Source organism: Brevibacterium sp. CS2, from assembly GCF_005280295.1.
In the GTDB taxonomy this organism is placed as follows: domain Bacteria; phylum Actinomycetota; class Actinomycetes; order Actinomycetales; family Brevibacteriaceae; genus Brevibacterium; species Brevibacterium pityocampae.
Genome location: NZ_CP040020.1, coordinates 427,880 through 451,538 on the forward strand (window position 1 = coordinate 427,880; position 23,659 = coordinate 451,538).

A 23,659-nucleotide genomic window follows, 5' to 3' on the forward strand; every position below is an offset into this window, starting at 1 on the left:
GGCCGTCACCGCACCCTCCGATGCGCTCGCCGCCGTGCTCCGCGATCTCGCCGATCACGCTGCGGGTGCCGCCGGCGGCACCGAGGCCCCCGTCATCGAGTACGGCTACCTCCTCGACGAGGATCCGAACCTGCGCCCGGACCCGCGCTCCCGCCAGCAGCCCTACGGGCCGCACGGCCCGTCGGCCACGGTGCCGGATCTCGGACAGCCGGGGAGCGCCTCGACATCGGGCAGCAACCCGAACGGCGCCTCGGCTGCGGGCTGCAGCCCGAGCGGCGCCTCGGCTGAGCGTGCCGACGGCGAGCCGACCCCCGCATCGGCGTCGGACGACCCTGCAGCGAACTGCGCCTTGGACGGCGGCTGGGCGGGCCGGGCCTGGGACTCCTCCCCGGTCTACGAGCTCCACATCGGCACCTTCACGAGCGCCGGCACCTTCGACGCGGCGATCGAGAAGCTCGACCACCTCGTGCGCCTGGGCATCGGCTGGGTCGAGCTGCTCCCGGTCAACACCGTCGCCGGCCTCCACAACTGGGGGTACGACGGGGTGGGCTGGTTCGCGGTGCAGGAGAGCTGTGGCGGCCCGGAGGGCTATCGGCGCTTCGTCGAGGCCGCCCACGCCCGCGGGATCGGCGTGATCCAGGACGTCGTGTACAACCACCTCGGGCCCTCGGGCAGCTACCTGGGGATGTTCGGTCCCTACCTCCACGCCGCGGCCGCGAACCCCTGGGGCGACTCGATCAACCTCGACGGCCCGGGCTCGGACGAGGTGCGTGCCCTCATCCTCGACGACCTCGCGATGTTCGCCGCCGACTACGGCGTCGACGCGTTCCGGCTCGACGCCGTCCACGCCCTTCTCGACTCGCGGGCCCTGCCGATCCTCGAGGACATGACCGTCCACATGGAGGAGCTGGCCCGCACGCTCGGACGCGCCCACCCGATCCACCTCATCGCCGAATCCGATCTCAACGCCCCCCGGCTCATCACCGCTCGCGACGACGGCGGGGACGGCCTCACCGGTCAGTGGAGCGACGACTTCCACCACGCCGTGCACGTCGCACTGACCGGGGAGACCAAGGGCTACTACGCCGACTTCGCGGACCCCGAGGCGCTCCCGAAGGTGCTGCGCAGCGGCTTCTTCCACGATGGGACGCTCTCGACCTTCCGCGGCCGCGCCCACGGCCGGCCGATCGACGGGGACCGGGTGTCACCGGACCAGCTGGTCGTCTGCATCCAGAACCACGACCAGGTGGGCAACCGGGCGGCCGGGGAGCGGCTGTCGCACCTCGTCGGCACCGATGCGCTGGCCGTCGGGGCGGTTCTCCTCATGCTCGCGCCGAACACCCCGATGCTCTTCATGGGTGAGGAGTGGGCGGCCTCGACCCCCTGGCAGTTCTTCACCGACCACCGCGAGGACTGGCTGGGCGAGGCGGTGTCGAACGGCCGGAAGTCCGAGTTCGCGGGCATGGGCTGGGACGATTCCGCGGTGCCGGACCCGCAGGACCCGGAGACCTTCACCCGCTCCGTCCTCGACTGGACGGAGTTCGGTGAGGACGGGAGCGGAGACGACTCGGCGGAGGCGGCCGGAGCCGGGGTTCCCGGATCCGAGGCGGCCGGAGCCGGGGCCGCGGATGCCGGGTTCGCCACTTCCGGGCTCGGCACGGGATCGGCTCACGGGACCGGGCCCGCAGCCCGGCGGGCGATCTTCGAGCTCTACTGCGCTCTCGGTGCGCTGCGCGCCGAGCGGCCCGAGTTCCGCGAGCTCGCCTTCGCCGACATCACGGTGGACGCGGCCGCGGACGGCGCAGATGGCGGTGACGACGGGGACCGGTGGGTAGCGATAACGATCGGCGGTCTCCACGTGGTCGCGAACCTCGGGTCCGCAGCGGCCTCCGTGCAGCTGCCTGGGGCCGCTGGGACAGCTGGGACCGCTGGGATAGCTGGGATAGCTGGGATAGCTGGGATAGCTGGGATAGCTGGGATAGCTGGGATAGCTGGGACGATCGTCCTCGACACTGCCCGGTTCCTCGGCGAACGCGGCGTCGGACGGGGTGCGGACTCACATGCATCACGCGACGCCGGTGGCGAGACCGGCGCCGATGGCGAGCTCTTCGCCTCGATCGAAGCCGGCACCGTGCGCGTACCCCCGATGTCCGCGGCCGTGCTCACCACGCCGAGCTGACCCCGCGGCGCTGCCCCGGCGGCACATGTCCAGCACGACGCGCCGACCCTGCGGCGCACTGAACCGGCGGCGCGCTGAACCGGCGAGGCGCTGCGCAAGCGGCGATCCGCCGCTTCATCCAACTGCGCAGTATCCGGAACCCGGCGCGCAATTGCGCGCTCGGGGCACGATACCGCGCAGTTGGATGATGCGAGTCATCCGGACGGACGGTTCACTCGAACGGGTCAGCCGGCCAGACGACTCAGCCCGCAGCCTCGAGGTCGGCGATGACGATCTTCTTCATCCCGAGCATCGCCTGCATCTGCGCCGGCGTCCGGACGAGCTCGCTCATCCGCGCCGGCACCACCTGCCATGACACTCCGAACCGGTCCTTGCACCAGCCGCACTGCTCCGATTCCGGGACGTGGGAGAGCTTCTCCCAGTAGTGGTCGATCTCCGCCTGGTCGGCACACGCGATCGCGAACGACACCGCCTCGGTGATGGTGAAGTACGGCCCGCCGTCCAGGCAGCCGAACCTCCGGCCGGCCAGCGTGAACCACGCAGCGTTGACCTTCCCGGCCATACCCTGGAACTGCTCCCCCATGACTTCGAGGTCGGCGGAGTAGCGCATGATCTCGTCGATCGAGGAGTCGGGGAACACGGAGACGTAGTACTCCATCGCCTCCTCGGCGCAGTCCGCGAACCAGAGGAACGGGGTGATCGTGTCGACGACGGCCATCAGGATCCCGCTCCCGGGCCGCCGGGGAGCGGCTGGTTGATCTGGAAGCTCGCGCCTTTCGGGTCCGCGACGGTCGCGACCCGGCCGAACGGGGAGTCGATCGGCCCGTCGAGCAGCTTCCCGCCGGCCTTCTCGATCGCGGCGACGGTCGCATCGGCGTCGGCGACCCCGAAGTACGGCCGCCAGAACGATTTCGTGCCGGCGGGGAACCATTCCTTCGCCTCGCACATCCCGGCGCTCGCCTTCTCCCCGGGTGCGTTCGTCGCGTACCGGAGGTCGGGCTGCGGGTCGTCCTCATCGCTGTCCATGAGCGTGATGTCGAAGTCGAAGACCGCGGAGTAGAACGCCGCCGAGGCGTCGAAGTCCATGCTCATGAGTTCGAACCACACCGGGGTGCCCGGCTTGCCGGAGAACACGTATCCCTCGAACCCGCCGTCTTCCCACAGGCCCACGAACGCCCCGGTGGGATCGCAGATCCCGGCGAAGGTCCCCACGCCCTCCATCCGGGCGGGCTCGACGACCACCCGGGCACCGTTCGCGCGGGCCTTCTCGAGGCGCTCGTCCACGCTGTCCACGGAGAGGTAGACGTCCCATGTGGGGGTGAGCTCCTCGCCGTCCGGGCAGGTCATCCCGGTGGTGTCCATGAACCCGGCCTGGCGGCTGCCCTCTGCGACGGCCATGCGGTAGTGATTCATCTCCGGGCCCAGGTCCTCGAACTCCCAGCCGAAGATCTGCCGGTAGAAGTCCATGGGACCTGCGATCCCGTTCGCGCTGTACTCGAGCCAGGTGGGCTCTCCGGTCGGACGTGCCATGGTCGTGCCCTTCTCTCCATCGCGCCGGTCGCTGCGATCGGCGGTCCGTTGTGTCCGTGTCCGGAATCGGGTGACTCCGGGCCTGTCGGTGATCCCCACGGTAGGCCCGCGCGGGCGGGCATGATTATCCGTTCCTGCGCTCCTGCGCCCACAGCACGGGCAGGGCCGACAGCAGGGGCGCCGAGGTGCCCGGCGCCGGGCCGAGGTCGAGCGTCACCTCGGCTCCGGCCGGCAGCGGTCGGGTGAGCGGGGTGCGGTGGACCGCGACGACGGGACGACCGAGCGCGAAGTGGTCGCTCACCTGTGCAGCGGGCGGCACGACGAAGGCGAGCAGCCACGGGTTCCCGGGGCACAGGGGCAGGTCGACGAGTTCGCGGTCGCGCAGGAGCACACCGGCGGCGGGCAGGCCGATGGGGGCCGGCTGCGGATACCAGCCCAACCAGGTGTCTGCGCCGCCCCATCCGTCGTCCGGGTAGCGGATCCGCACCCGCACCGGGGCGTGGCGCCCGCGGGTCTGCTCGAACGGCCGAGGCGGCTGCTCGCCGACGCTCTCGGCGAGTCGGCGCAGCGCGGCCGGGGTGGTGCCGACGGCGCGGGAGAAGCGGCGGGTGAAGGTCGGCAGCGAGTCGAAGCCGACGGCGGCGCACACCTCGGACACGGCGAAGTCCTCGGCCAGCAGCAGGCGCTTGGCGGCATCGAAGCGGACCGCGGCGAGGTACTGCCCGGGGCTCAGGGAGGTGACCTGTGCGAACGCACGGGAGAAGTGGGCCGGGCTGTAGCCGACGTGGTCGGCGACGTCGTCGACGGTGATCCGGTCCGCGTGGAGACGGCGCATGAACGCGATGGCGGAGAGAGCCGTGGTGTGACTCATGCCACCACTGTACGACCTCCGCCGCAGGTGTGGCAGGGCGCTCTGCGCCACCGGTGGGGTCGGGGGCACGGTGTGCGGTGCTCCGCACGAACCGGGCGCAGGGATGCGTGGAGGGGTCGTGGAGATGTGGAGCGCCGGCAGTGCGCGCCGCGCGAGGCTCCGGCCGGGCGCGGAACCGGTGACGGAGGCCTCGGCCGCGGCTAGGGTGGACAGCATCATGACTGCTCAGACTGCCGCCCCCACCGTCGGGGCCGTACGCGCCATCGCCACCCCGCACACACTCGCCACCGAGGCCGGTCGGCAGGCGTTCGCCGACGGCGGCTCCGCCGTGGACGCGGCGATCGCCGCCGATGCGGTGCTCACCGTCGTCTACCCGCACAACACGGCGATCGGCGGGGACCTCATCGCACTCGTCGCGCGCACCGCCGCCGCGGATGCGGGTGCGGACGGGGACCCGCCCACGTCAGCGGCACCCGCCCCGGGCGCCGGATCGCAGACCACGCTCGAGCTCGTCGACGGGTTCGGGTACGCCCCGCGCGCCGTCGACCCCGCGGCATGGGGCACGAGTGGGCGGGTGCCCGCCTTCGGCCCGGAATCCATCACCGTCCCCGGCACGCTGCGCGGGTGGAAGCACCTGCACGACACCTACGGCAGGCTCCCCTGGGCGCGCCTGCTCGAACCGGCCATCGCCTGCGCCCGCGACGGCTACCCGATCAGCGAGTCGCTGCGCGGGGCGATCGACCGGACGGCCGCCTCGGGTCCGGAGGGACTCGCCTTCGTCGAGGCGATGTTCGGACCCGACTGGGCGGAGGCCGAGCAGGCGTCCAACCCGGCGCTCGCCCGCACTCTCACCCGTCTCGCCGAGGCCGGCCCGGACGACTTCTACGCCGGCGCGGTCGCCGCGGACGTGCTTGCCTACCTCCAGCAGGTACGGCCGGACTTCGCGGCGGAGGACCTCGCCGACTACACGGTGCACATCGGTGAACCGCTGAGCACAGAGTTCGCCGGGCTCACGGTGAACACCGGTGGCGCGCCGTGCCAGGGGTTCGCACTCCTGCGGTACCTCGATGAGCTCGGCGAGGCCGCCGAGCCCCGTGGCGCTGCGGGGGCCGACGGTGTCGGCGGTGCCGCTGGGTCCGACAGTGTCGGGGCCAGTGGTGTCGGCGAGTCCGGTGGTACCGGCGAGTCCGGTGGTGTCGGCGAGTCCGGTGGTGACGGCGGGTCCAGCGGTGCCGACGGTATCGACGACGGCGCTCTGACCGACGCCGCGCTCGCCCGCATCTGGACCGAGTCCTTCGCCGCCTCGGATGCGCTGCGCGACTCCGTCCTCGCCGAGGACACCGATCCGGCGCTCCTCCTCGACCGCTCGGGGCGCCTCGGCAGCGGTGACCCCGGCGCCTCCCCCACCGGCAACGCCTCTGCCGCCGGCTCCGCCTTTCCCATCGGCGGCGCCTCCCCGGCCGACACCGTACGACCCGTCGCCACCCCGCCGGCCGACGGGGACACCGTGGGGATCGCGGCGAGCGACGGGGAGGTGAGCATCTCCCTCATCCAGAGCCTGTACTCCGCGTTCGGCTCGCGCTGCCTCGACCCGCACACCGGGATCGTGTTCCAGAACCGGGGCTCGATGTTCTCCCTCGACCCGGACTCACCGCAGCTGGTCCGGGGCCGGACGCGGCCCGCGCACACGCTCATGCCGGTCATCGTCACCGACCCGACCGGCCGCCCGGCCCTCGTGCAGGCGACGATGGGCGGCAAGGCCCAGGCGCAGATCCATGCCCGCCTGTTCACGCACCTCGTGCGCGGCGGCACCGCGGCCGAGGCCGTCGCGCTGCCCCGCTGGGTGACCGGTGTGCGCCATCAGGACGACACCCCGCAGTCCGTCCATGCGGAGGAGGACGTCCCCGCCGAGGCCGTCGCGGAGCTCGAGCGCTCGAGCCCGGAGCCGGTGCGGTGGACCGCCCCGCGCACCGACTGGATGGGCCACGCGAATGTCATCGACCTGCGCGGGGAGACGCCCGAGGCCGCCTCGGACCTCCGCGCCGACGGCTCCGCCTGGGTGGGCTGAGCGGCCGGCCGGCGAACCCGTACTTGCCCGTGCCTGACCTTTCCCGCGCCTGACCTTTCCCGCGCCTGACCTTTCCCGCGCCGGTGGGCGGGTCGCTCCGCCCAACTGCGCGGTATCCGAAACCGAACACGCAATTGCGCGGTGATCACCGGATACCGCGCAGTCGGCTCGTGCTCGACCCCACCGATGTGCGGTGCACGTGTGGAATCCCTGCTCACGGCTGCGACTCCTCGCCTGTGGAACGAGCACCCGTATCCACATCGCCGTCGCCGCACTTCCCGTCGCATTCGACCGCACGCACCATCGGCGCATGTACAACGTCTTCACGTATCGCGACATCGCCCATCACCCCTCGGCTGAACATCGCATCCGAACCGCGCTGTCCTGCTGCATCGACCGCCTGTCGCACGGAGTCTTCGAAGTCATCGCGCAGTGCGGTGTCCCTGGGCATCGCCCGTTCGGGTACTTCGTCGACGACCCGGAAGGCCTGCGCCCGCGCGGATCCGCGGTGGGCACACCCCGCAGCAGCGACCCGCGCTGGCGGCGTTACCTCCGACAGCGCCACCTCGGCTGGGTACTCGCCCACGAATCGCTGTGTCAGGATGACGCGGTGAGCCACCGCTCCGCTGGTCTGCTTCTCGGGATTCCGTACATCGGCCCGGAGCCGAACCGCATCGAGCTGGTGAACCCCCGGCGCAGCCGCAGCGCGAGATCGATCCACCGACGCCGGCGCATCGTGGACGCTGCGCACACGATGTCCATCATCGAGGTCCTCGCTCACCGATCACCCGTTCTCGACGATCAGACAGCCGCCGAGGCGCCCGCCCTGCCGGCGCCGCCAGTACCAGCCCCCGATAACCCGGGAACCACCGGGACGCCTGCCCCGGATCGCTCAACAGTGAGGGTCGTGGCGACCGGCTCTGCGGCGGCCATTCACGGGCCCGGCCCGGCGACGGCGGCCATCCGGTCCACGGGTGCATCGATACGATCGCTCTCGCCGCAGGCGCCTTCGACCGAATCAGGATCCGCAGCGACGGCCGGTGCCGATCGGATGATCACCACACGAGCGCGCACCGTGGTCGACCTGGCTCGCGACAGCGGCATCCAGACCGGTGTCGTCGCGCTCGACGCCTTCCTCGCCCGCGGCGAACGCGTCGGTGCTGCGGACCGGCGCAGGGGCGAGTTCCCGCCGGAGCCCGAGGCGATCGCAGCCCGCAGGGAGACGCTCGCTGAGATCATCGAATCGACCGGCCACGGTCCCGGGCGTCGTCGACTCCTCACTGCATTCGAGTGGGCGACCGGGCTCGCCGAATCACCGGCGGAGAGCTTGGCCACTGTGGGGTTCCACCACCTCGGCGTCGAGGGAGTCCAGCAGCAGGTGTGGATCGAGGATCGGCACGGGTTCCGCGTCGCGCAGGTGGACTTCCTGCTTCAGAGCAGACGACTGGTCATCGAGGTCGACGGGCTGGGCAAGTACGCGTCCGCCGCGGATCCCAACCTCACGCGGCGCGACGTCCTGCTCGACGAGAAGGAGCGCGAACAGCGCATCCGCGAATGCGGGTACACGGTCGTGCGACTCACGTGGGCCGACGTCATCGACGTCCACCGGTTCCGCCGCGCGCTCATGCGCATGGGCCTCCTGTGAGTGCTGTAGGTTCGGGGCGCCGGCGGCTCGGCGACACCCGACTGCGCGGTATCCGAAACCGAGCGCGCAATTGCGCGGCGCCCTTCGGATACCGCGCAGTTCGATGACAGGACCACGCCCGCGCCACCGCCCGCGCCGACGGCTCCGCCCGGGTCGGCTGAACGACCCGGCTCACCCCGCCCACCTGCGGCGCAAGGTGAACTTTCGCTTCGGCACCACCCTGGCCGGCGCTTTCGGGGGCACACTGGAAGCACGCACCGTTCCCGAGCATGAGGATCGCCATGGATTTCATCAACGGACAGCCCTGCTGGGCCGGGCTCAGCACACCCGAGGTCGACGCCTCGGTGACGTTCTACCGCGAGGTCTTCGGCTGGGACATCGAATCCCAGGGACCGGAACACGGCGACTACCGCATCGCATCCGCGCGCACCGACTCCGGACCGGTCGCCGTCGCCGGCCTCGGCGCTGCGATGGACGACACCTCGCCCTCCGACGCTCCGGCGCACCACGACGCCGGGTCCCAGCGCTCCGTCTGGCACCTCTATCTCCACTTCGACGACGTCGAGCAGAGTTTCGACGAGGCACTCCACCTGGGCGCCACCGCGATCATTGAGCCGACCGACGTCGGTGAGCAGGGCACGATGGCGCTGCTCCACGACCCCGCCGGCGCGGTCATCGGGCTGTGGCAGCCCGGCACGCATCGCGGGTTCGGGGCGGCCGCCCAGCCCGGCTGCCCTGCCTGGTTCGACCTGCACACCAAGGACTTCGACGCGGCCCGGGCCTTCTACAGCCGCTGGCTCGGCGTCGAGTTCGAGCAGCCCGAGGGATTCCCCGACACCTATGCGAGCGCGAAGGGACCCGAGGGCGACTACCTGTTCGGGATGATGGACGTGTCCCAGGTGTACCCACCCGAGCAGCCGAGCACCTGGAACACGTGCTACCTCGTCGACTCCGCCGGTGACACGCTGCGCCGCGCGGTCGACCTCGGCGCGTTCGCGATGATGGACGCCGACCCCTCGCCCTACGGCTTCATCTCCGCCTTTGCGGACCCGCGCGGCGCGACGATCTTCGCCATCGGCGGGCAGTGACATCGAACGCGAACTGCGCGGTATCCGAATGCGGCCGCGCAATTGCGCGCCTGGTTCCGGATACCGCGCAGTTCGCGGTGTGGAGCGGCGTCCGTGAGCGCCCCGTGCACCAGACCCGCCCCGTGCGGCCGCCCCGGGCTCAGCGCCCGGGGGTGAAGTACAGGGCGCCGAGGGCGGGCACGGTGACCTCGGCGGAGGCGTCGAAGCCGTTGAATCCCCCGGGCTCGCCGTCGATCCACCCCATGTTGCCCACGTCGGAGCCGCCGTAGGCCTCGGCGTCGGTATTGAGGCGCTCGGTCCACACCCCGCCGAACGGCAGCGGGATGCGGTAGTCGCTCAGCGTCCGCCCGGAGAAGTTCACCACGCACACGAGCGACTCCCCGGAGGTCGACCAGCGGACGAAGGACAGCACGGAGTTCCCGGAGTCGGCCCCGTTGAGCCACTGGAACCCGGCCTGCACCCCGTCCTGCTCCCACAGCGCCGGGGTGTCCTGGTACAGCTGATTGAGGTCGGCCACGAGCCGCTGCACCCCGCGGTGGCCGGGGATGTCGGCCAGCCACCAGTCGAGGCCGTGCTGCTCGGACCACTCGGCCTCCTGGCCGAACTCCGAGCCCATGAACACGAGCTTCTTGCCCGGGTGCGCCCACTGGTACGCGAAGAAGGAGCGCACCCCGGCGAGCTGCTGCCAGCGGTCCCCGGGGAACCGGGCGAGCAGCGAGCCCTTGCCGTGGACCACCTCGTCGTGGGAGATGGGGAGCACGTACTGCTCGCTGAAGGCGTAGACGAGCGAGAAGGTGATGTCGTTGTGGTGCCAGCTGCGGTACATCGGGTCGCGTCCGATGTAGCCGAGCGAATCGTGCATCCACCCCATGTTCCACTTGAGGTCGAAGCCCAGTCCGCCGCCGGACGTCGGTGCGGTGACACCGGGGAACGCGGTCGACTCCTCGGCGATGATCGCGACCCCGGGGTGCTTCTTGCCGACCGTCGCGGTGACCTCCTGGAGCAGCGCGATCGCGTCGAGGTTCTCCCGCCCGCCGTGCTCGTTGGGCAGCCACTGGCCGTCCTCACGCGAGTAGTCGAGGTAGAGCATCGAGGCGACCGCGTCGACGCGCAGCCCGTCGATGTGGAACTCCTCGATCCAGTACAGCGCGTTCGCGACGAGGAAGTTCCGCACCTCGGGCCGGCCGTAGTCGAAGATCAGCGTGCCCCAGTCGGGGTGTTCGCCGCGCCGCGGGTCCGGGTGCTCGTAGAGCGGCTCGCCGTCGAACCGGGCGAGCGCGAACTCGTCCTTGGGGAAGTGGGCGGGCACCCAGTCGAGGACGACGCCGATCCCGGCCTCGTGGAGCGCATCGACGAGGTGACGGAACTCGTCCGGGGAGCCGAACCGGGAGGTCGGGGCGTAGTACGAGGTGACCTGGTACCCCCAGGAGCCGCCGAAGGGGTGTTCGGCGACGGGCATGAATTCGACGTGGGTGAAGCCGAGCTCAGACACGTAGTCGACGAGCTCGCGGGCGAGCTCCCGGTAGCCCAGGCCCAGGCGCCAGGAGCCGAGGTGGACCTCATAGGTGGCCATCGGGCGGTCGGCCGGGACCGAGGCGTCGCGCGCGGCGATCCAGCCGGCGTCGCGGAAGGTGTACTCCGAGTCGGCGATCACCGAGGCGGTGCCCGGCGGCACCTCGGCGGCCCGGGCGAGCGGGTCGGCCTTCTCCACCCAGCGGCCGCCGCGGGTGAGGATCCGGAACTTGTAGATCTCGCCGGTGCCGAGGCCGGGGACGAAGATCTCCCACACGCCGGTGGCACCGAGCGAGCGCATCGCATGAGCACGGCCGTCCCAGCCGTTGAAGCTCCCGATCACCTGGACCGCGCGGGCGTTCGGTGCCCACACGGCGAAGCTCGTGCCGGAGATCGCAGGGCCGCCGAGGCCGTCGAAGGTCCGGCGGTGCGCGCCGAGCACCGTCCACAGCTTCTCGTGGCGGCCCTCGGCGACGAGGTGGAGGTCGAGCTCTCCGACGGTCGGGAGGAAGCGGTAGGGGTCGTCGGTCACGACGGGGCCGGAGCCCCAGTCGATCGCGAGGCGGTAGTCGGGGACGTCCGCACGGGCCAGGCGGGCCTCCCAGACGCCGCTGCGCACGTGTTCGGCAGGGATGTGCTCGCCGTCGACGACCACGGCGACGGAGTCGGCCATGTGGGCGACGGTGCGCACGACGACGTGCTCCGCGTCGAGGCGGTGGGCGCCGAGCTCGCCGTGCGGGTCGTAGTGCGCTCCCGCCGCGATCGTGTCGAGCAGCTCGGGGGTGAGTTCGCTCAAGGTTCCGTCATCCTCCTGTGCGCGGATCCGCGTCTGGGGTGGTCCGCGTCAGCGGTCGAATCCGAAGCGCGGCGGGGCCGGCGGCCGCGCCGGCATCGGGGGTGCGGCGTCCGCCGTCGGGTCGGTGTCGGGGCGCGAAGGTGCGGGCGGCTCCGCGACCTCCAGGTCGAACTCGTCGTCCGGGTCGTCGGGGTCCGCCGTCATGCCGACGAAGGCTCCCGGCACAGGGTCCGCGGGTGCGGGTGCCGGAGCCGAGGCGGGAGCCGGCTCCGGAGTCGCCGTGTCCGAGGCAGGGGCCGTGTCCGAGGCAGGGGCCGCGTCCGAGGCAGGGGCCGTGTCCGAGGCCGGGGCCGGCTCCGGACCCCCGGCAGGCACGGGATCCGCGTCCGAGGCAGGCTCCGGGTCGACGTTCTCGACCGGTCCGGGACCCGGCTCAGCTGACGCCGGCTCCCCACCGGGTTCCTTCGTGGGAGCCACCTCGCCTGCGACGGCCGCCTTTACAGGGGCCGCATTCGCGGAGATCCCCTGCGAGGCCTCCGCCTGCGTGGGAGTCTCCCCCCGGGTGCGGTCCTCTTCGGGCGGGATGACGGGAACCTGGTCCACCGAGGCCTGCGAGAACTGCTCGGCGCTGACCTCCGCGGCGGCGGCCGGGGCGGCCCAGGCGCGGGCGGCGCCCTCCTCGTCCGCGGTGGGCACGTCGTGCTCGAGCCGGCCGCCGAGCAGCAGGGTGAGCGTCGCGAGCGGGACGATGAGCCAGGTGGGGCGGTTGCGGAGCTCGGTGACGACCTCGACGAGGAGGCGGTCGACGAGCACCGCGCGCAGCACCGGGTCGTGGAGGCCGACGGAGGCGTTGACCGCGTGCGAGTAGCCGGTGAGGAGCGAGTTCTGCGCCTGCGAGGACCACAGGTACTCCGGGGAGTCGACGACCTCCTGCATGGACTCGCCCGATTCCTCGAGGCCGGAGAATCCGAGCACCACGGGCTGCGCGTCGAGCTCGAGGGCGCCGGTGCGGCGGAGCCGGGCGTAGCCGGCGGCGTAGTCGATGCTGCGGAGCAGGGCGACGAGGTCGATCGCCGGGGGCTTGGGGAACTCCTGCGTGTCCTCGGAGAAGTTCACCACCCGGAAGCCGGCAGCGGGGCTCGTCACCACCTGGTTGAGGGTGATCTCCCCGTGGATCCGCTGCAGTCCGCCCAGCGTCGTGAGCTCACCGAGCGCATCCCGGTGGGCGCGCAGGCGGGTGCCGAGAGATCCGAGGGCGAGCGGAGCCCGGGCGAGCGCCCAGTCCACCCGCTCCTGCCACTTCTTCACCCAGTCCGCGGTGGGTTCGCCGGTGCTGCGCACAACGCCGAACTCCGCGGCGAGGTCGAGGTGGAGTTCGCCCACCCGGGCGCCGAGCGCCATCGCCCGCTTGTTGTAGGAGCCGAGCGAGCCGGAGTCCACGGTGCAGGCGATCTCGACGGCCTCGCGCCAGGCGGGCTGCGATTCGCGCTCGGTGCGGCTGAGGATCGCCAGGGGGGCGCTCTGGGTGTCGAGGTCGGCGGCGTCGAACCAGCGGCCGGCCGACCAGCCGATGACCTCGGGCACGGCCCCGGATTCGGCTTCGGTGAGTGCGACCGGGATCCGCACCGCGGAGCTCAGACCAGGGCGGATGACGCGGAAGAAGGTGAGCACGCAGGGTTCGGCCGGGTCGTCGATGACGACGCTCGACTCGTTCGTGCGGCTGTCGATGAGCCCGAGCCGGATGACCTCGGAGTGGGCCAGGAGCGACTCGAGATCGCCGAGCCGGGTGAAGGGGTGCTCGTGCTCGCCGACGCGATCGGCCTGCACCTGACCGCCCTGGAACCGGTGACCGGTCGCCATGGCCTGAGCGTAGGCGAGGACGAACACGGGGTCGGCGGTGCCGTCGTAGACGTAGCAGCGGCCGAGCGTGATGTCGTCGACGGTGCCGATGAGATGCGGACGGAGCGCGTAGTCCTCCTGCGTGCGGAACGACAGGGGGATGTTGAGGCGGCGCAGGGTGCGGCCGTCACCCACGGAGATGATCGCCTGGTGGCCCTGCACGGTGCCGAACGCCCGCAGCGGACCGGGGGTGGGCGAAGCGCCGGCGGCCGGGAGCTGCGCCGCCGGTTCCGGCTGCGGCGTGCGGTTGTCGATGATGCGGTAGTGCTCGGTCTCGGTGCCCGCACGCCCGGCACCGGTGCGCGGGGAGTCGGCGCGTCCGGGGTCGGTGCGGTCGGCGCTCGATCGTTCGGCGAGGGGCGCCTCGGCCGCGGAGCCGCCTGCCGGATCCGCGTCCGGCGATACGGTCCCGGGGGCGTCGTGGTTCGCACCCGCGACCGCGTCGGTGTCGAACTCGAAGAGCTGGGTGACGGACATCGGGGTGATGTCCGGGTCGGCCCCGAGCTCGGTCTCGAGCTTGGGGAACCACCCCTGGCGCGGCAACCACGAGGAGAGCAGCTGCTCCAGATCACTGCTGATGGCCACCGATGTCCCCCTTGCCGTTGAAATGCCTGCCCCCACTCTAGCGAAGGCGACGGCGCACGCGGACGAACGCGCCCCGCGACCTACGGATTCGCCCGCCCGGTCCGATCACGGGAGCGAGCCCCCCTGCGGCCCACGCTCGGTCGTGCAGCCGGTTCGGCGCCCCGCGGCCGGCACCCATCCCTGCAGCCGGATCCGGGCCCCTCGGCCGGCTCCCTTCCCTGGGGGCGGGCACCGACCGGCGGCCGGCGCTCAGTCCTGAGGCCAGCGCACCTCGAGGATGTGGGCGGGCTCGTCGCGCGGGTCGAGGCGGACGTAGTTGTCCGCGCCCCACGTCCATGTCTGCTCGGTGATGAGGTCGTGGGCCTCGAACTCCGTGGCCGTGCGGGAGGCCGGCAGCGGCACCGGCGGGTGGTACTCGACCTTGCCCTCGGGGTGCTCGACGTCGTCGGGGGCGATCGTCGTGTGGCCGGGGGGTGCCTCGGTGAAGAGGGAGAACGGCCGCAGCGCGTCGAGATCGAGGTGGACCATGGTCTCCCGGGTGGCATGCGGGTCGACGTTGAGGACGACGATGAGGACGTCCTCGCCGGTGCGCTTGGAGAACACGAGCACCGCATCGTCGTCCGAGGTGTGGAAGGTGATGTTGCGCAGCTCCCCGAGCGCCGGGTGGGCGCGCCGGATCGCATTGAGCCGGGTAACGTAGGGCGCGAGCGACCGGCCCTCGGCGAGCGCCCCGGCGAAGTCGCGGTCCTTGAACTCGTACTTCTCGTTGTCGATGTACTCCTCCGCCCCGGGCCGGGCGACGTGCTCGTAGAGCTCGAAGCCGGCGTACATGCCCCACAGCGGGGACGAGGTGGCCGCGAGCGCCGCACGGATCCGGAAGGCCGCCGGCCCGCCGTACTGCAGGTACTCGGTGAGGATGTCCGGAGTGTTGACGAAGAAGTTCGGGCGCAGGAACGCACCGGTGTCGTCGCGCAGCTCGGTGAGGTAGTCCTCGATCTCCTCCTTGGTATTGCGCCAGGTGAAGTACGAGTACGACTGCTGGAAGCCGGCCTTGGCGAGCGACTGCATCATCGCCGGACGGGTGAACGCCTCGGCGAGGAACACGACGTGGGGGTGGTCGGCGTTGACCTTGCGGATGAGCCACTCCCAGAAGCGCAGCGGCTTGGTGTGGGGGTTGTCGACGCGGAAGATGGTGACGCCGCGGGAGATCCACAGCCGCACGATCCGCAGGATCTCCTTGCGCAGGCCCTTGTAGTCGTTGTCGAAATTGAGGGGGTAGATGTCCTGGTACTTCTTGGGCGGGTTCTCCGCATAGGCGATGCTGCCGTCGAGCTGGGTAGTGAAGTACTCGGGGTGCTCCGTGGCCCAGGGGTGGTCCGGGGCGGCCTGGAGCGCGAGGTCGAGCGCCACCTCGAGGCCGAGCTCGTGGGCGCGGGTCACGAAGTGCTCGAAGTCCGCGACGGTGCCGAGCTCGGGGTGGATCGCGTCGTGGCCGCCGGCCTTCGACCCGACCGCCCAGGGCGAGCCCGGGTCCTCCGGACCAGCCGTCAGCGTGTTGTTCGGGCCCTTGCGGTTGACCTCGCCGATCGGGTGGATGGGCGGCAGGTAGATGACGTCGAATCCCATGTCCGCGACGCGCTGCAGGCTCTCCGCGGCGGTGCGGAGAGTGCCCGAGGTCCAGGTCTTCGACTCCGGATCGTAGTGCGCCCCCTCGGACCGGGGGAAGAACTCGTACCAGGCGGCATTGCCGGCCAGCGGGCGGGAGACCAGGAGCGGCAGCGGCGCGGAGCGGGAGATGAGCGAACGGATCGGCCGGCGCGTCATGAGCTCGAGGAGCGCGGGGCTGAGCGCGCGCTGCAGGCGTTCGAGCGGTTCGCCGTGGGAGGACTCGAGGTGCCCGAGCGCCTCCTTGAGGATGTCGCGGTCGCGGGCCACCCGGCCCGGCGCCTTCCGGTAAGCGTCGAGGAGCTCGACCCCTTCGGCGAGCATGAGCTCGACGTCGGTGCCGGCGGAGATCTTGATCTCGGCGCGGTGCTTCCAGGTGGCGAAGTCGTCGCCCCAGCCCTCGATGACGATGTGATGGAGGCCGGTGGCCCGCGGCACGACGAAGCCGGAGTAGCGGTCGACGTCCTCGATCGTGTTGAAGAGCAGTGAGCGGTGCACCTCGCGCCCGGTGTCGTCGCTGAGCACGGCGTTGACGCCGATGATGTCGTGACCCTCGCGGAACACCGTGGCGGCGACGGGCACGGTCTCGCCGACGATCGCCTTCGCGGGGAACACGCCGCCCTCGACGAGCGGCTGCGGGTCGAGGATCGGGATGCGGGAGAAATGGGTGCTCACGTGCGACACGTTAGGACGGCTCATGGTCATCACCCTAGCGGCGCGATGAATGCGGTGTGAATGCCTCCGGGCCGGTGGTGGGGTCGGTCCGTGGGCCGGTGACGGCGAGCCCGGCGCGGCTCGACTCGGCGCCGTCCCGTCCCGGCACCGTCCCGACCCGGCGCGGCTCGATCCGGCGCCGTCCCGCCTCGGCGCCTGCCGACCCGGTGCCGTCAGCCCCGCGGTGCCGGCACGACGAGGACGGGGCACACCGCGCGGGCGAGGACGGCGCGGCTGACGGAGCCGAGCAGCAGCCCGGCGAACCCGCCGCGACCCCGGCTGCCGATGACGACGAGCGAGGCGGTCCGGGTCGCCTCGCCGATGACCTCGGCGGGCAGCCCGTCGTAGAACCGCCATTCGACCGGCAGGCCGGGGTGGGAGTCCGCGACCGCGGTGGCGATCTCCTTGAGGCGGCCGACCGCGGCACCGCGCACCCGGGGTGCTTCGAGCAGGGGCCGCTGGCTGCGGGTGGGCACCCAGGTGCTCGATTCGACGCCGAGTGCGAGGGCGGAGACGAGGGCGAGCCTGCGGCCGGCCTCCTCCGCCCAGTCCGCGGCCCGCTGTACGAGGTCGCTGCGCGTGTCGCCGGGGTCGACGGCGAGCACGATCGCACCGGCGAAGTCGAGGTCGGGCGGGACCGGCGAGGTCCCCGCGGCCGGGGCAACGGAGGCTTCCGGAGCGCCGGAACGCCCGCCGGCGGCGGAGGGTTCGGCAGTGTCCGGTGTGCCAGAGGCACCGGGATCTTCGGCAGGGGCAGGCGCGGGCACCTCGGCCTCGGGTGAGCGGGCGCGGAGCTCGGCGGTGATCGCGGGCACCGGCTCGCCGGCGACTCCCTCGACCTCGGGGGCATCGGCCGCCTGAGCCGGCTCGCCGGTCCAGGCCTCGGGCACGACGAGGACCGGACAGCGCGCATGGGACACGAAGGAGGAGGACACGCTGCCCATGAACCGCCCGCCGAACGGGGTCCGGCCGCGCTTGCCGACGACGCCGAACACCGCGTCCTCGCTCGCCCGCATGAGGACGCCGGCCGCATCCCCCTCGCGGATCTCGAGCCGGGTCCCGACGCCGGCGTCCGCCGCGCGGGCGACGAGCGGGTCCGTCGCCTCACGGATCCGGGCCTCGACGGCCCGCCGGAACTCCGCGCGCTCGTCGGCGACGGCGGGGTCGGTGGGATCGACGTAGGAGAACGGGTAGGTGAAGGCGCCGACGAGCTCGATGTCGAGGTCGCGGCTCGACGCGATCCCGAGTGCGATGTCGAAGGCGCGCGAGGCGTTGAGGGAGCCGTCCACGCCGACGAGGGCCGCAGCCCGCGCAACAGGGTCAGGGGTGCCGGCCGCTGGTTCCCGGCCGGAGGTGTCCGGTGCCATGATGCTCCTCCTCGCGGCATCGCCATCGGTGCCTCCCGACAAGGGTACGTGCCGGATCCGCAGCCCCGTCGAGTGGTCCACGTCACCGTCACCGCGTTCTCACACCGTGGACGGCGCCCCTCGGCGGCTGATCGTCCGCTCCCGAGCGCGCCTCGCCCGCACCCTGCCGGCACCCCCCGCTAATCCCACAGTGCGAGCGCACATTGTCCGAAGGTTGGTACTGACCGGGTGCGAGGGCCACAATGGTGGGGTGCTCATCAACGAAGCGACGACCAGCGAGCTCGTCACCGCGACCGAGGTGGAGGCCGCCGCCGCGCGCATCGCGGACTCCGTGATCACCTCCCCCCTCCATGTCTCGGAGCGCCTGTCGGAAGTGACCGGGGCCACGGTCTACCTCAAGCGTGAGGACCTCCAGGCGGTCCGCTCGTACAAGATCCGCGGGGCCTTCAACTTCATGCTCCAGCTCACCGCCGCCGAACGCGCCCGCGGCGTCGTGTGCGCCTCGGCCGGCAATCACGCGCAGGGCTTCGCGCGGGCCTGCAACGAGCTCGACATCGCCGGTGTGATCTTCGTGCCCAAGACCACCCCGCGTCAGAAGATCGACCGGATCCGGCACTTCGGCGGGGAGGACGTCGAGGTCGTCATCGACGGCTCGACCTACGACGACGCCTCCGACCTCGCCAAAGTGTGCGCCGCCCGCACCGGGGCGCTGCTCGTGTCCGCGTTCGACGATCCGCGCACGATCGCCGGGCAGGGCACGATCGCAGCCGAGATCCATGCCCAGCTGCCCGCTGAGCCCGACGCGATCATCGTGCCGGTGGGCGGCGGCGGGGTGCTCGCAGGGATCGCTGCCTACGCCGCGGAGCACATGCCCGACACGACGGTCATCGGCGCCGAGCCGGAGGGTGCGGCCTCGATGATCGCCGCGCTCGCCGCGGGCCGGCCGGTCACCCTCGAGGACATCGACTCGTTCGCCGACGGTGCCGCGGTGCGCCGCGCCGGCGAGATCACCTTCCGGATGATCCAGGAGCTCGGCCTGCCGATCGAGCCGGTGCCCGAGGGCCGGACCGCCTCGGAGATGCTCGACCTCTACCAGGTCGACGGCATCATCGCCGAGCCCGCCGGGGCGCTCGCCTCGGCTGCGCTCGGTGCACCCGGTTCGGCCGCTCCGATCACCGTGCACCCGGGGTCGACCGTCGTGTGCCTGGTGAGCGGCGGGAACAACGACATCTCACGGTATTCGGAGGTCCTCGAGCGGTCCCTCGTCCACGAGGGCCTCAAGCACTACTTCATCGTGAACTTCCCGCAGGAGCCCGGCGCGCTGCGCCGCTTCCTCGACGAGGTGCTCGGACCCGACGACGACATCGCGCTGTTCGACTACGTCAAGCGCTCCGACCGGGAGACCGGCCCGGCGTTCGTCGGCATCACCCTGGGGCGTCCGGACGATCTGGCCGGCCTGCTCGAGCGGATGGACGCCTCGCCGTTGCAGATCGAGAAGGTCCCCCAGGACTCCCCGCTCTTCCGCATGTTCGTCTGACACCGCTCGATTCCCGAAGGTTTCTGAGAGCGATTCCGCGATTCTTCGCACACTCACGCCCAGCATGCCCGTTCCCGGATCCGGCCCGGCCACCCGTTCCCGGACGATTCGCGGCCGCCCCCGGACGGTTCCGGGGCAGTTCCCGGACAGCCGACCCTGCGCCGCGTCCCCACCTGTCGCTAGGCTGAGGACATGTTCGCAATCACGATCCCGAATCCCGGCGGGCCCGAGGCCCTGGTCCTCGACGAGGCCCCGGTCCCGGACCTCGCACCCGGCTCCGTCCTCGTCAAGGTCCACACCGCCGGCGTCAACCGCGCCGACATCCTCCAGCGGCAGGGCCATTACGACCCGCCGGAGGGCGCGACCCGGATCCCCGGGCTCGAGGTGTCCGGCACGATCATCGAGCTCGGCGCCGAGGTCACCGGTTGGGAGGTCGGCCAGCACGTGGCGGCCCTCCTCACCGGCGGCGGTTATGCGGAGATCGTCGATGTGCCGGCCGGGCAGCTGCTCCCCGTGCCGGAGAACCTCACCCTGCAGGAGGCCGCAGCCCTGCCCGAGGTCCTCTGCACCGTCCATTCCAATGTCTTCGCCGCCGCCCGGCTCCTGCCCGGCGAGTGGCTGCTCGCCCACGGCGGCGGCTCCGGGATCGGCACCGCGGCGATCCAGCTCGCCAAGGCGCTCGGGGCCAAGGTCGCGGTCACCGTCGGCTCCCAGCGCAAGGCGGACTTCTGCACCGAGCTCGGTGCGGACGCGGTCATCAACTACCGCGAGGAGGACTTCGTCGAGCGCATCCGCGAGATCACCGCAGCGGATCAGGAGGCGGCCGGCGCGAAGCCGGGCGCGGACGTCATCCTCGATCTCATCGGCGCGAAGTACCTCGAGCGCAACATCAAGGCGCTGTCCGACGACGGCCGGCTGATGATCATCGGCCTGCAGGGCGGGGTCAAGGCCGAGATCAACCTCAACGCACTCATGCGCGCCCGCAAGTCCGTCATGGGCACCACGCTGCGCGCCCGTCCCGGCCGCCAGAAGGCCGCGATCGTCGAGCAGGTGCGCCGCGACGTGTGGCCGCTCGTGGCCGACGGCACGATCAAGCCGATCATCCATTCGGTGCTCCCGCTCGCCGACGCGGGCGAGGCCCAGCAGCTGCTGGAGAACGGCGACAGCATCGGCAAGGTCCTCCTCGATGTGGAAGGTGTGCGATGACGGACGAGACGACCGGGCAGCCCCGGCAGAACGCGCCCGAGGCGCCCTTCACCACCCCCGCAGAGGCGCCCCGGCCCGCGGCCGAGGACCGGCTGCCGGCTCCGGCCGCCGACCCGACCGAGACCGACCAGCCGTCCGGCGCGCACACCCCCAGCGACGCCGGTGACACCGGCTCCTCCGAATCCGGGGACGCCGGTTCCGGGAACGCCGATTCCGACGGCGAGGACGACGACAGCGGCGAGGTCGCGGTCTCCGAGCCGGGCAAGGTCATGCGCATCGGCACCATGGCCAAGCAGCTCCTCGAAGAGGTGCGGAACATGGAGCTCGACGAGGCCGGGCGGGCGCGCCTGGCCGAGATCTACCGGCGCACGATCGACGAGTTGTCCGAGGGCATGTCCTCCGAGCTCGCCGACGAGCTCAAGCGCCTCAACCTGCCCTTCGACGGCGAATCCGCGCCGACGGCGGGCGAGCTCCGGATCGCGCAGGCGCAGCTCGTGGGCTGGCTCGAGGGCCTGTTCCACGGCATTCAGACTGCGATCATGGCGCAGCAGGCGCTCGCCCAGCAGCGCGGGGGCAACGCCCAGGGCGCGCTGCCCCCGGGCATGGTCGTCGTTCCCCAGGACGGCGAGGGTCGGTCCTCCGGGAACCCCAAGGACGACGGCCACTCCGGGACCGGCAACTACCTCTGAGCCGCGATGGGGATCTGGGATCGGCTGACCCGTGCACTGCGCGGGGCGGCCGGCAACCATCCGGCGGACCCGACCGGAGCCCTGCGCAGCACGGCGGGCGGACCCGCCCGGACCCGAGGCGCCGAGCGTTCGGGCGGTGCCCGCGCCGCTGACGCCCAGGGCCTCGATCACCGGCTCGGGACCGGCCTGTGGCGGCAGCACCACGACCGCTTCCTGCGCGCCGTCGACCGGTTCTACGCGATCGCCGTGGATCTCCATTCCACGGCCGGATCCGTGAGCGGGGAGGCGGACGCACCGGGCACCTCGGCGACGGAGGCCGCTGAGATCGTCGCCCAGCAGACGCTCGTGCTCAACGGGCTCGCGGACCGGGTCGGCGCCCTGACGGAGACCGTCCACGCGCGCTTCCCGCTAAACGGCCTGGTCGTCCCCGCCGAGGTGCGGGCCCGGGTCGGGCAGCTGCCCGCGCTCCTGTCGAAGGCCGCCGCGAAGACCGCCGAGGCGGGCCAGGCCGCAGCGATGGCGCGCGCCGCGTTGCGCTCCGGCACCGACCCGCTGCCCGCCGCCCGCTCCGCGCGCTCCTACGCCGCGGATGCCATCACGCTCGTCGACGCCTGCGAAAGGGCACTCCACCATGACTGATCCCTCGGCCCCGAAGCAGGCGCACGCCACCGCACTGCCGGACCCGCCAGTGCGGGTGCCTGCCGGCGTCCGGCTCATCGCGAGCGATGTCGACGGCACGCTCCTCCACGACTGGCAGCCGATCCCCGCGCCCACCGTGGCCGCGATCAGGGACTGCCTGAGTGCCGGCATCCCGTTCGTCCCCGTCACGGGCCGGCCGCTGCGCTGGCTCGCCCCGATCCACGCGACCGTGCCGGAGCTCGGCCCGGTGATCTGCGCGAACGGCTCGATCGTCTACGACCTGGCGCAGGCCCGGGTGCTCACCGCGCACACGGTCGACGGCGCAGTGCTCCGGGATTTCGTCGGGCTGGTCCGCGAGCGGATGCCGGCGGCCGTGCTCGGCTTCGAGACGCTGACCGGGCTGCTCCTCGAACCGGGGTTCCGGACCCGCTTCCCCGCGGACGCCACCTGGATCGACCCGGCGCACAGCCCGGAAGTCCGCGACGTCGTCAAGGTCATCCTCCGCACCGGGTCCCGGGACTCCGACGCGATCCTCGCGCAGGTGCGCGAGGTCATCGGCCCGGTGCTCCACGCCACGCATTCCAATCCGCGCAACGGACTCGTCGAGCTGTCGGCGAACGGCGTCACCAAGGCCCGGACGCTCGCGGCATGGTGCACGGAGGCGGGGATCACCGCCGATCAAGTGGCGGCGTTCGGGGACATGCCCAACGACATCGAGATGCTCGAGTGGGCGGGGCACAGCTACGCGATGGCGAACGGCCACCCGGACGCGCTCGCGGCGGCGGACGGCATCGCACCCGCAGTGCTCGACGGCGGGATCGCCGAGGTGCTCCGCACCATCGCCGCCCGCCGCTGAGCAGTCGTCAGAGCTCGAAGTACTCCTCGAGCGCGGTCGCCAGGCCGTCGTCGACGACGGAACCGGTGACGACATCGGCGACGCCCTTGAGCTTGTCGCCGGCCTGGCCCATCGCGATGGCGTGGCCCACCCATTCGAGCATCTCCATGTCGTTGGAGCCGTCGCCGGCTCCCACCGTATGCTCCTGTGCGATGCCGAGCTCGCGAGCCACGATCTGCAGTCCGCTCGCCTTCGAGACCCCGTCCGGGGCGATGTCGAGCCAGTTGCTCCAGCCCACCGCGTAGGTCACGCCGTGCAGGCCGATCCGTTCGACGGCGGCGGCGAACTCCTCGTCAGTGCCCTCGAGCTCGCGCATGACGATGCGTGTCGCGGTCTTGGTGGTGAGCTCCTCGAACGGCACCGTGCGGAGGTTGGTGATCGAGGCGAGCTCGCCCTCAGGGAAGTTGCCCGATGCCCAGCGGGTGAGCTCGGTGTCCTCGACCATGTAGAGCGCGGTCGGCAGCACCTCCGACATCCGACGCAGCGCGGGCTCGGGGTCGAAGCTCTCGACGTGGAAGATCTCCCAGCCGTCCTCGAGGTCCTGGCTCAGGCGGGTGATCACCGAGCCGTTGGAGCTCACGACGAATCCCTCGACGAGCCCCAGCCGGTTGGCGACCTCATGGGAGCCGCTCACCGCGCGACCGGTGGAGATGACGACGTGATGTCCGGCCTCGGCGACCCGGGTGATGGTGTCGCGGACGCGCTCGGTCATCATGTCGTCGTAGTCGACGATGGTGCCGTCGACGTCGAGGGCCACGATGTGCGGTTTCATTC

General features: G+C 71.8%; 16 protein-coding genes and 2 pseudogenes. 9 read left to right on the forward strand and 9 right to left on the reverse strand.

Translation table 11 applies throughout. The annotated features are described in order from the left end of the window. Positions 1-94: 94 nt before the first annotated feature. A pseudogene (gene treZ, locus FDF13_RS01875) lies at positions 95-1,540 on the forward strand (malto-oligosyltrehalose trehalohydrolase); the annotation flags it as partial. Between the two features lie 880 nt (positions 1,541-2,420). Here treZ and FDF13_RS01880 read toward each other — a convergent pair. From FDF13_RS01880 to FDF13_RS01890, 3 genes are all read right to left on the reverse strand, one after another. Next, complete coding sequence (locus tag FDF13_RS01880) at positions 2,421-2,897, reverse strand: VOC family protein (RefSeq protein ID WP_137318207.1); 477 nt, start codon at positions 2,895-2,897, stop codon at positions 2,421-2,423. Beyond that, positions 2,897-3,709 carry a VOC family protein gene (locus tag FDF13_RS01885; protein WP_137318208.1) on the reverse strand — a complete coding sequence of 271 codons (813 nt, stop codon included), beginning with the start codon at positions 3,707-3,709 and terminating at the stop codon, positions 2,897-2,899. Before FDF13_RS01885 ends, FDF13_RS01880 begins: the two co-directional genes overlap by 1 nt. Before the next feature lie 124 nt (positions 3,710-3,833). After that, complete coding sequence (locus tag FDF13_RS01890; RefSeq protein ID WP_137318209.1) at positions 3,834-4,580, reverse strand: helix-turn-helix transcriptional regulator; 747 nt, start codon at positions 4,578-4,580, stop codon at positions 3,834-3,836. 217 nt (positions 4,581-4,797) lie between these two features. Here FDF13_RS01890 and FDF13_RS01895 point away from each other — a divergent pair, with 217 nt between their 5' ends. Beyond that, positions 4,798-6,648: a gamma-glutamyltransferase gene (locus FDF13_RS01895; RefSeq protein ID WP_175406807.1), complete on the forward strand. Its 1,851-nt coding sequence runs from the start codon at positions 4,798-4,800 to the stop codon at positions 6,646-6,648. Between the two features lie 214 nt (positions 6,649-6,862). On the opposite strand, the gene FDF13_RS01900 is transcribed toward FDF13_RS01895, so the two are convergent. Further along, complete coding sequence (locus FDF13_RS01900; protein WP_137318211.1) at positions 6,863-7,429, reverse strand: hypothetical protein; 567 nt, start codon at positions 7,427-7,429, stop codon at positions 6,863-6,865. 270 nt (positions 7,430-7,699) lie between these two features. Between FDF13_RS01900 and FDF13_RS01905 the strand changes: the two genes are divergently transcribed. Then, complete coding sequence (locus FDF13_RS01905) at positions 7,700-8,293, forward strand: hypothetical protein (RefSeq protein WP_137318212.1); 594 nt, start codon at positions 7,700-7,702, stop codon at positions 8,291-8,293. 281 nt (positions 8,294-8,574) lie between these two features. Then, a complete protein-coding gene (locus FDF13_RS01910; protein WP_175406808.1) occupies positions 8,575-9,381 on the forward strand; it encodes a VOC family protein in 807 nt (268 codons plus the stop codon). A 139-nt stretch (positions 9,382-9,520) separates the two neighbouring features. Here FDF13_RS01910 and glgB read toward each other — a convergent pair. The 4 genes and pseudogenes from glgB to FDF13_RS01930 form a co-directional block, all read right to left on the reverse strand. Continuing rightward, positions 9,521-11,668, reverse strand: a pseudogene (gene glgB / locus FDF13_RS01915) (1,4-alpha-glucan branching protein GlgB); the annotation flags it as partial. Positions 11,669-11,737: 69 nt separating this feature from the next. Further along, positions 11,738-14,173 (reverse strand): hypothetical protein, encoded by a 2,436-nt coding sequence (locus FDF13_RS14615; RefSeq protein ID WP_175406809.1) that lies wholly within the window; start codon positions 14,171-14,173, stop codon positions 11,738-11,740. A 249-nt stretch (positions 14,174-14,422) separates the two neighbouring features. After that, a complete protein-coding gene (locus FDF13_RS01925; RefSeq protein WP_137318215.1) occupies positions 14,423-16,537 on the reverse strand; it encodes an alpha-1,4-glucan--maltose-1-phosphate maltosyltransferase in 2,115 nt (704 codons plus the stop codon). A 188-nt stretch (positions 16,538-16,725) separates the two neighbouring features. Beyond that, a complete protein-coding gene (locus FDF13_RS01930) occupies positions 16,726-17,919 on the reverse strand; it encodes a universal stress protein (protein WP_137318216.1) in 1,194 nt (397 codons plus the stop codon). A 250-nt stretch (positions 17,920-18,169) separates the two neighbouring features. Between FDF13_RS01930 and ilvA the strand changes: the two genes are divergently transcribed. The 5 genes from ilvA to FDF13_RS01955 all read left to right on the forward strand — a co-directional run bounded on the left by ilvA (position 18,170) and on the right by FDF13_RS01955 (position 22,846). Beyond that, positions 18,170-19,456 (forward strand): threonine ammonia-lyase IlvA, encoded by a 1,287-nt coding sequence (gene ilvA, locus FDF13_RS01935; RefSeq protein ID WP_254668861.1) that lies wholly within the window; start codon positions 18,170-18,172, stop codon positions 19,454-19,456. 192 nt (positions 19,457-19,648) lie between these two features. Continuing rightward, complete coding sequence (locus FDF13_RS01940; RefSeq protein ID WP_137318217.1) at positions 19,649-20,662, forward strand: NAD(P)H-quinone oxidoreductase; 1,014 nt, start codon at positions 19,649-19,651, stop codon at positions 20,660-20,662. After that, the gene (locus FDF13_RS15440) at positions 20,659-21,351 is read left to right on the forward strand and encodes a proteasome activator (RefSeq protein WP_137318218.1); all 693 of its coding nucleotides are present in this window, start codon (positions 20,659-20,661) and stop codon (positions 21,349-21,351) included. Before FDF13_RS01940 ends, FDF13_RS15440 begins: the two co-directional genes overlap by 4 nt. Before the next feature lie 6 nt (positions 21,352-21,357). After that, on the forward strand, positions 21,358-21,990 hold the full coding sequence (locus FDF13_RS01950) for a hypothetical protein (RefSeq protein ID WP_137318219.1): 633 nt from the start codon (positions 21,358-21,360) through the stop codon (positions 21,988-21,990). Continuing rightward, on the forward strand, positions 21,983-22,846 hold the full coding sequence (locus FDF13_RS01955) for an HAD family hydrolase (protein ID WP_137318220.1): 864 nt from the start codon (positions 21,983-21,985) through the stop codon (positions 22,844-22,846). The genes FDF13_RS01950 and FDF13_RS01955 overlap by 8 nt, the downstream gene beginning before the upstream one ends. 7 nt (positions 22,847-22,853) lie before the next feature. Here FDF13_RS01955 and FDF13_RS01960 read toward each other — a convergent pair whose 3' ends face one another. Further along, complete coding sequence (locus FDF13_RS01960; protein WP_137318221.1) at positions 22,854-23,657, reverse strand: HAD family hydrolase; 804 nt, start codon at positions 23,655-23,657, stop codon at positions 22,854-22,856. Positions 23,658-23,659: the final 2 nt, after the last annotated feature.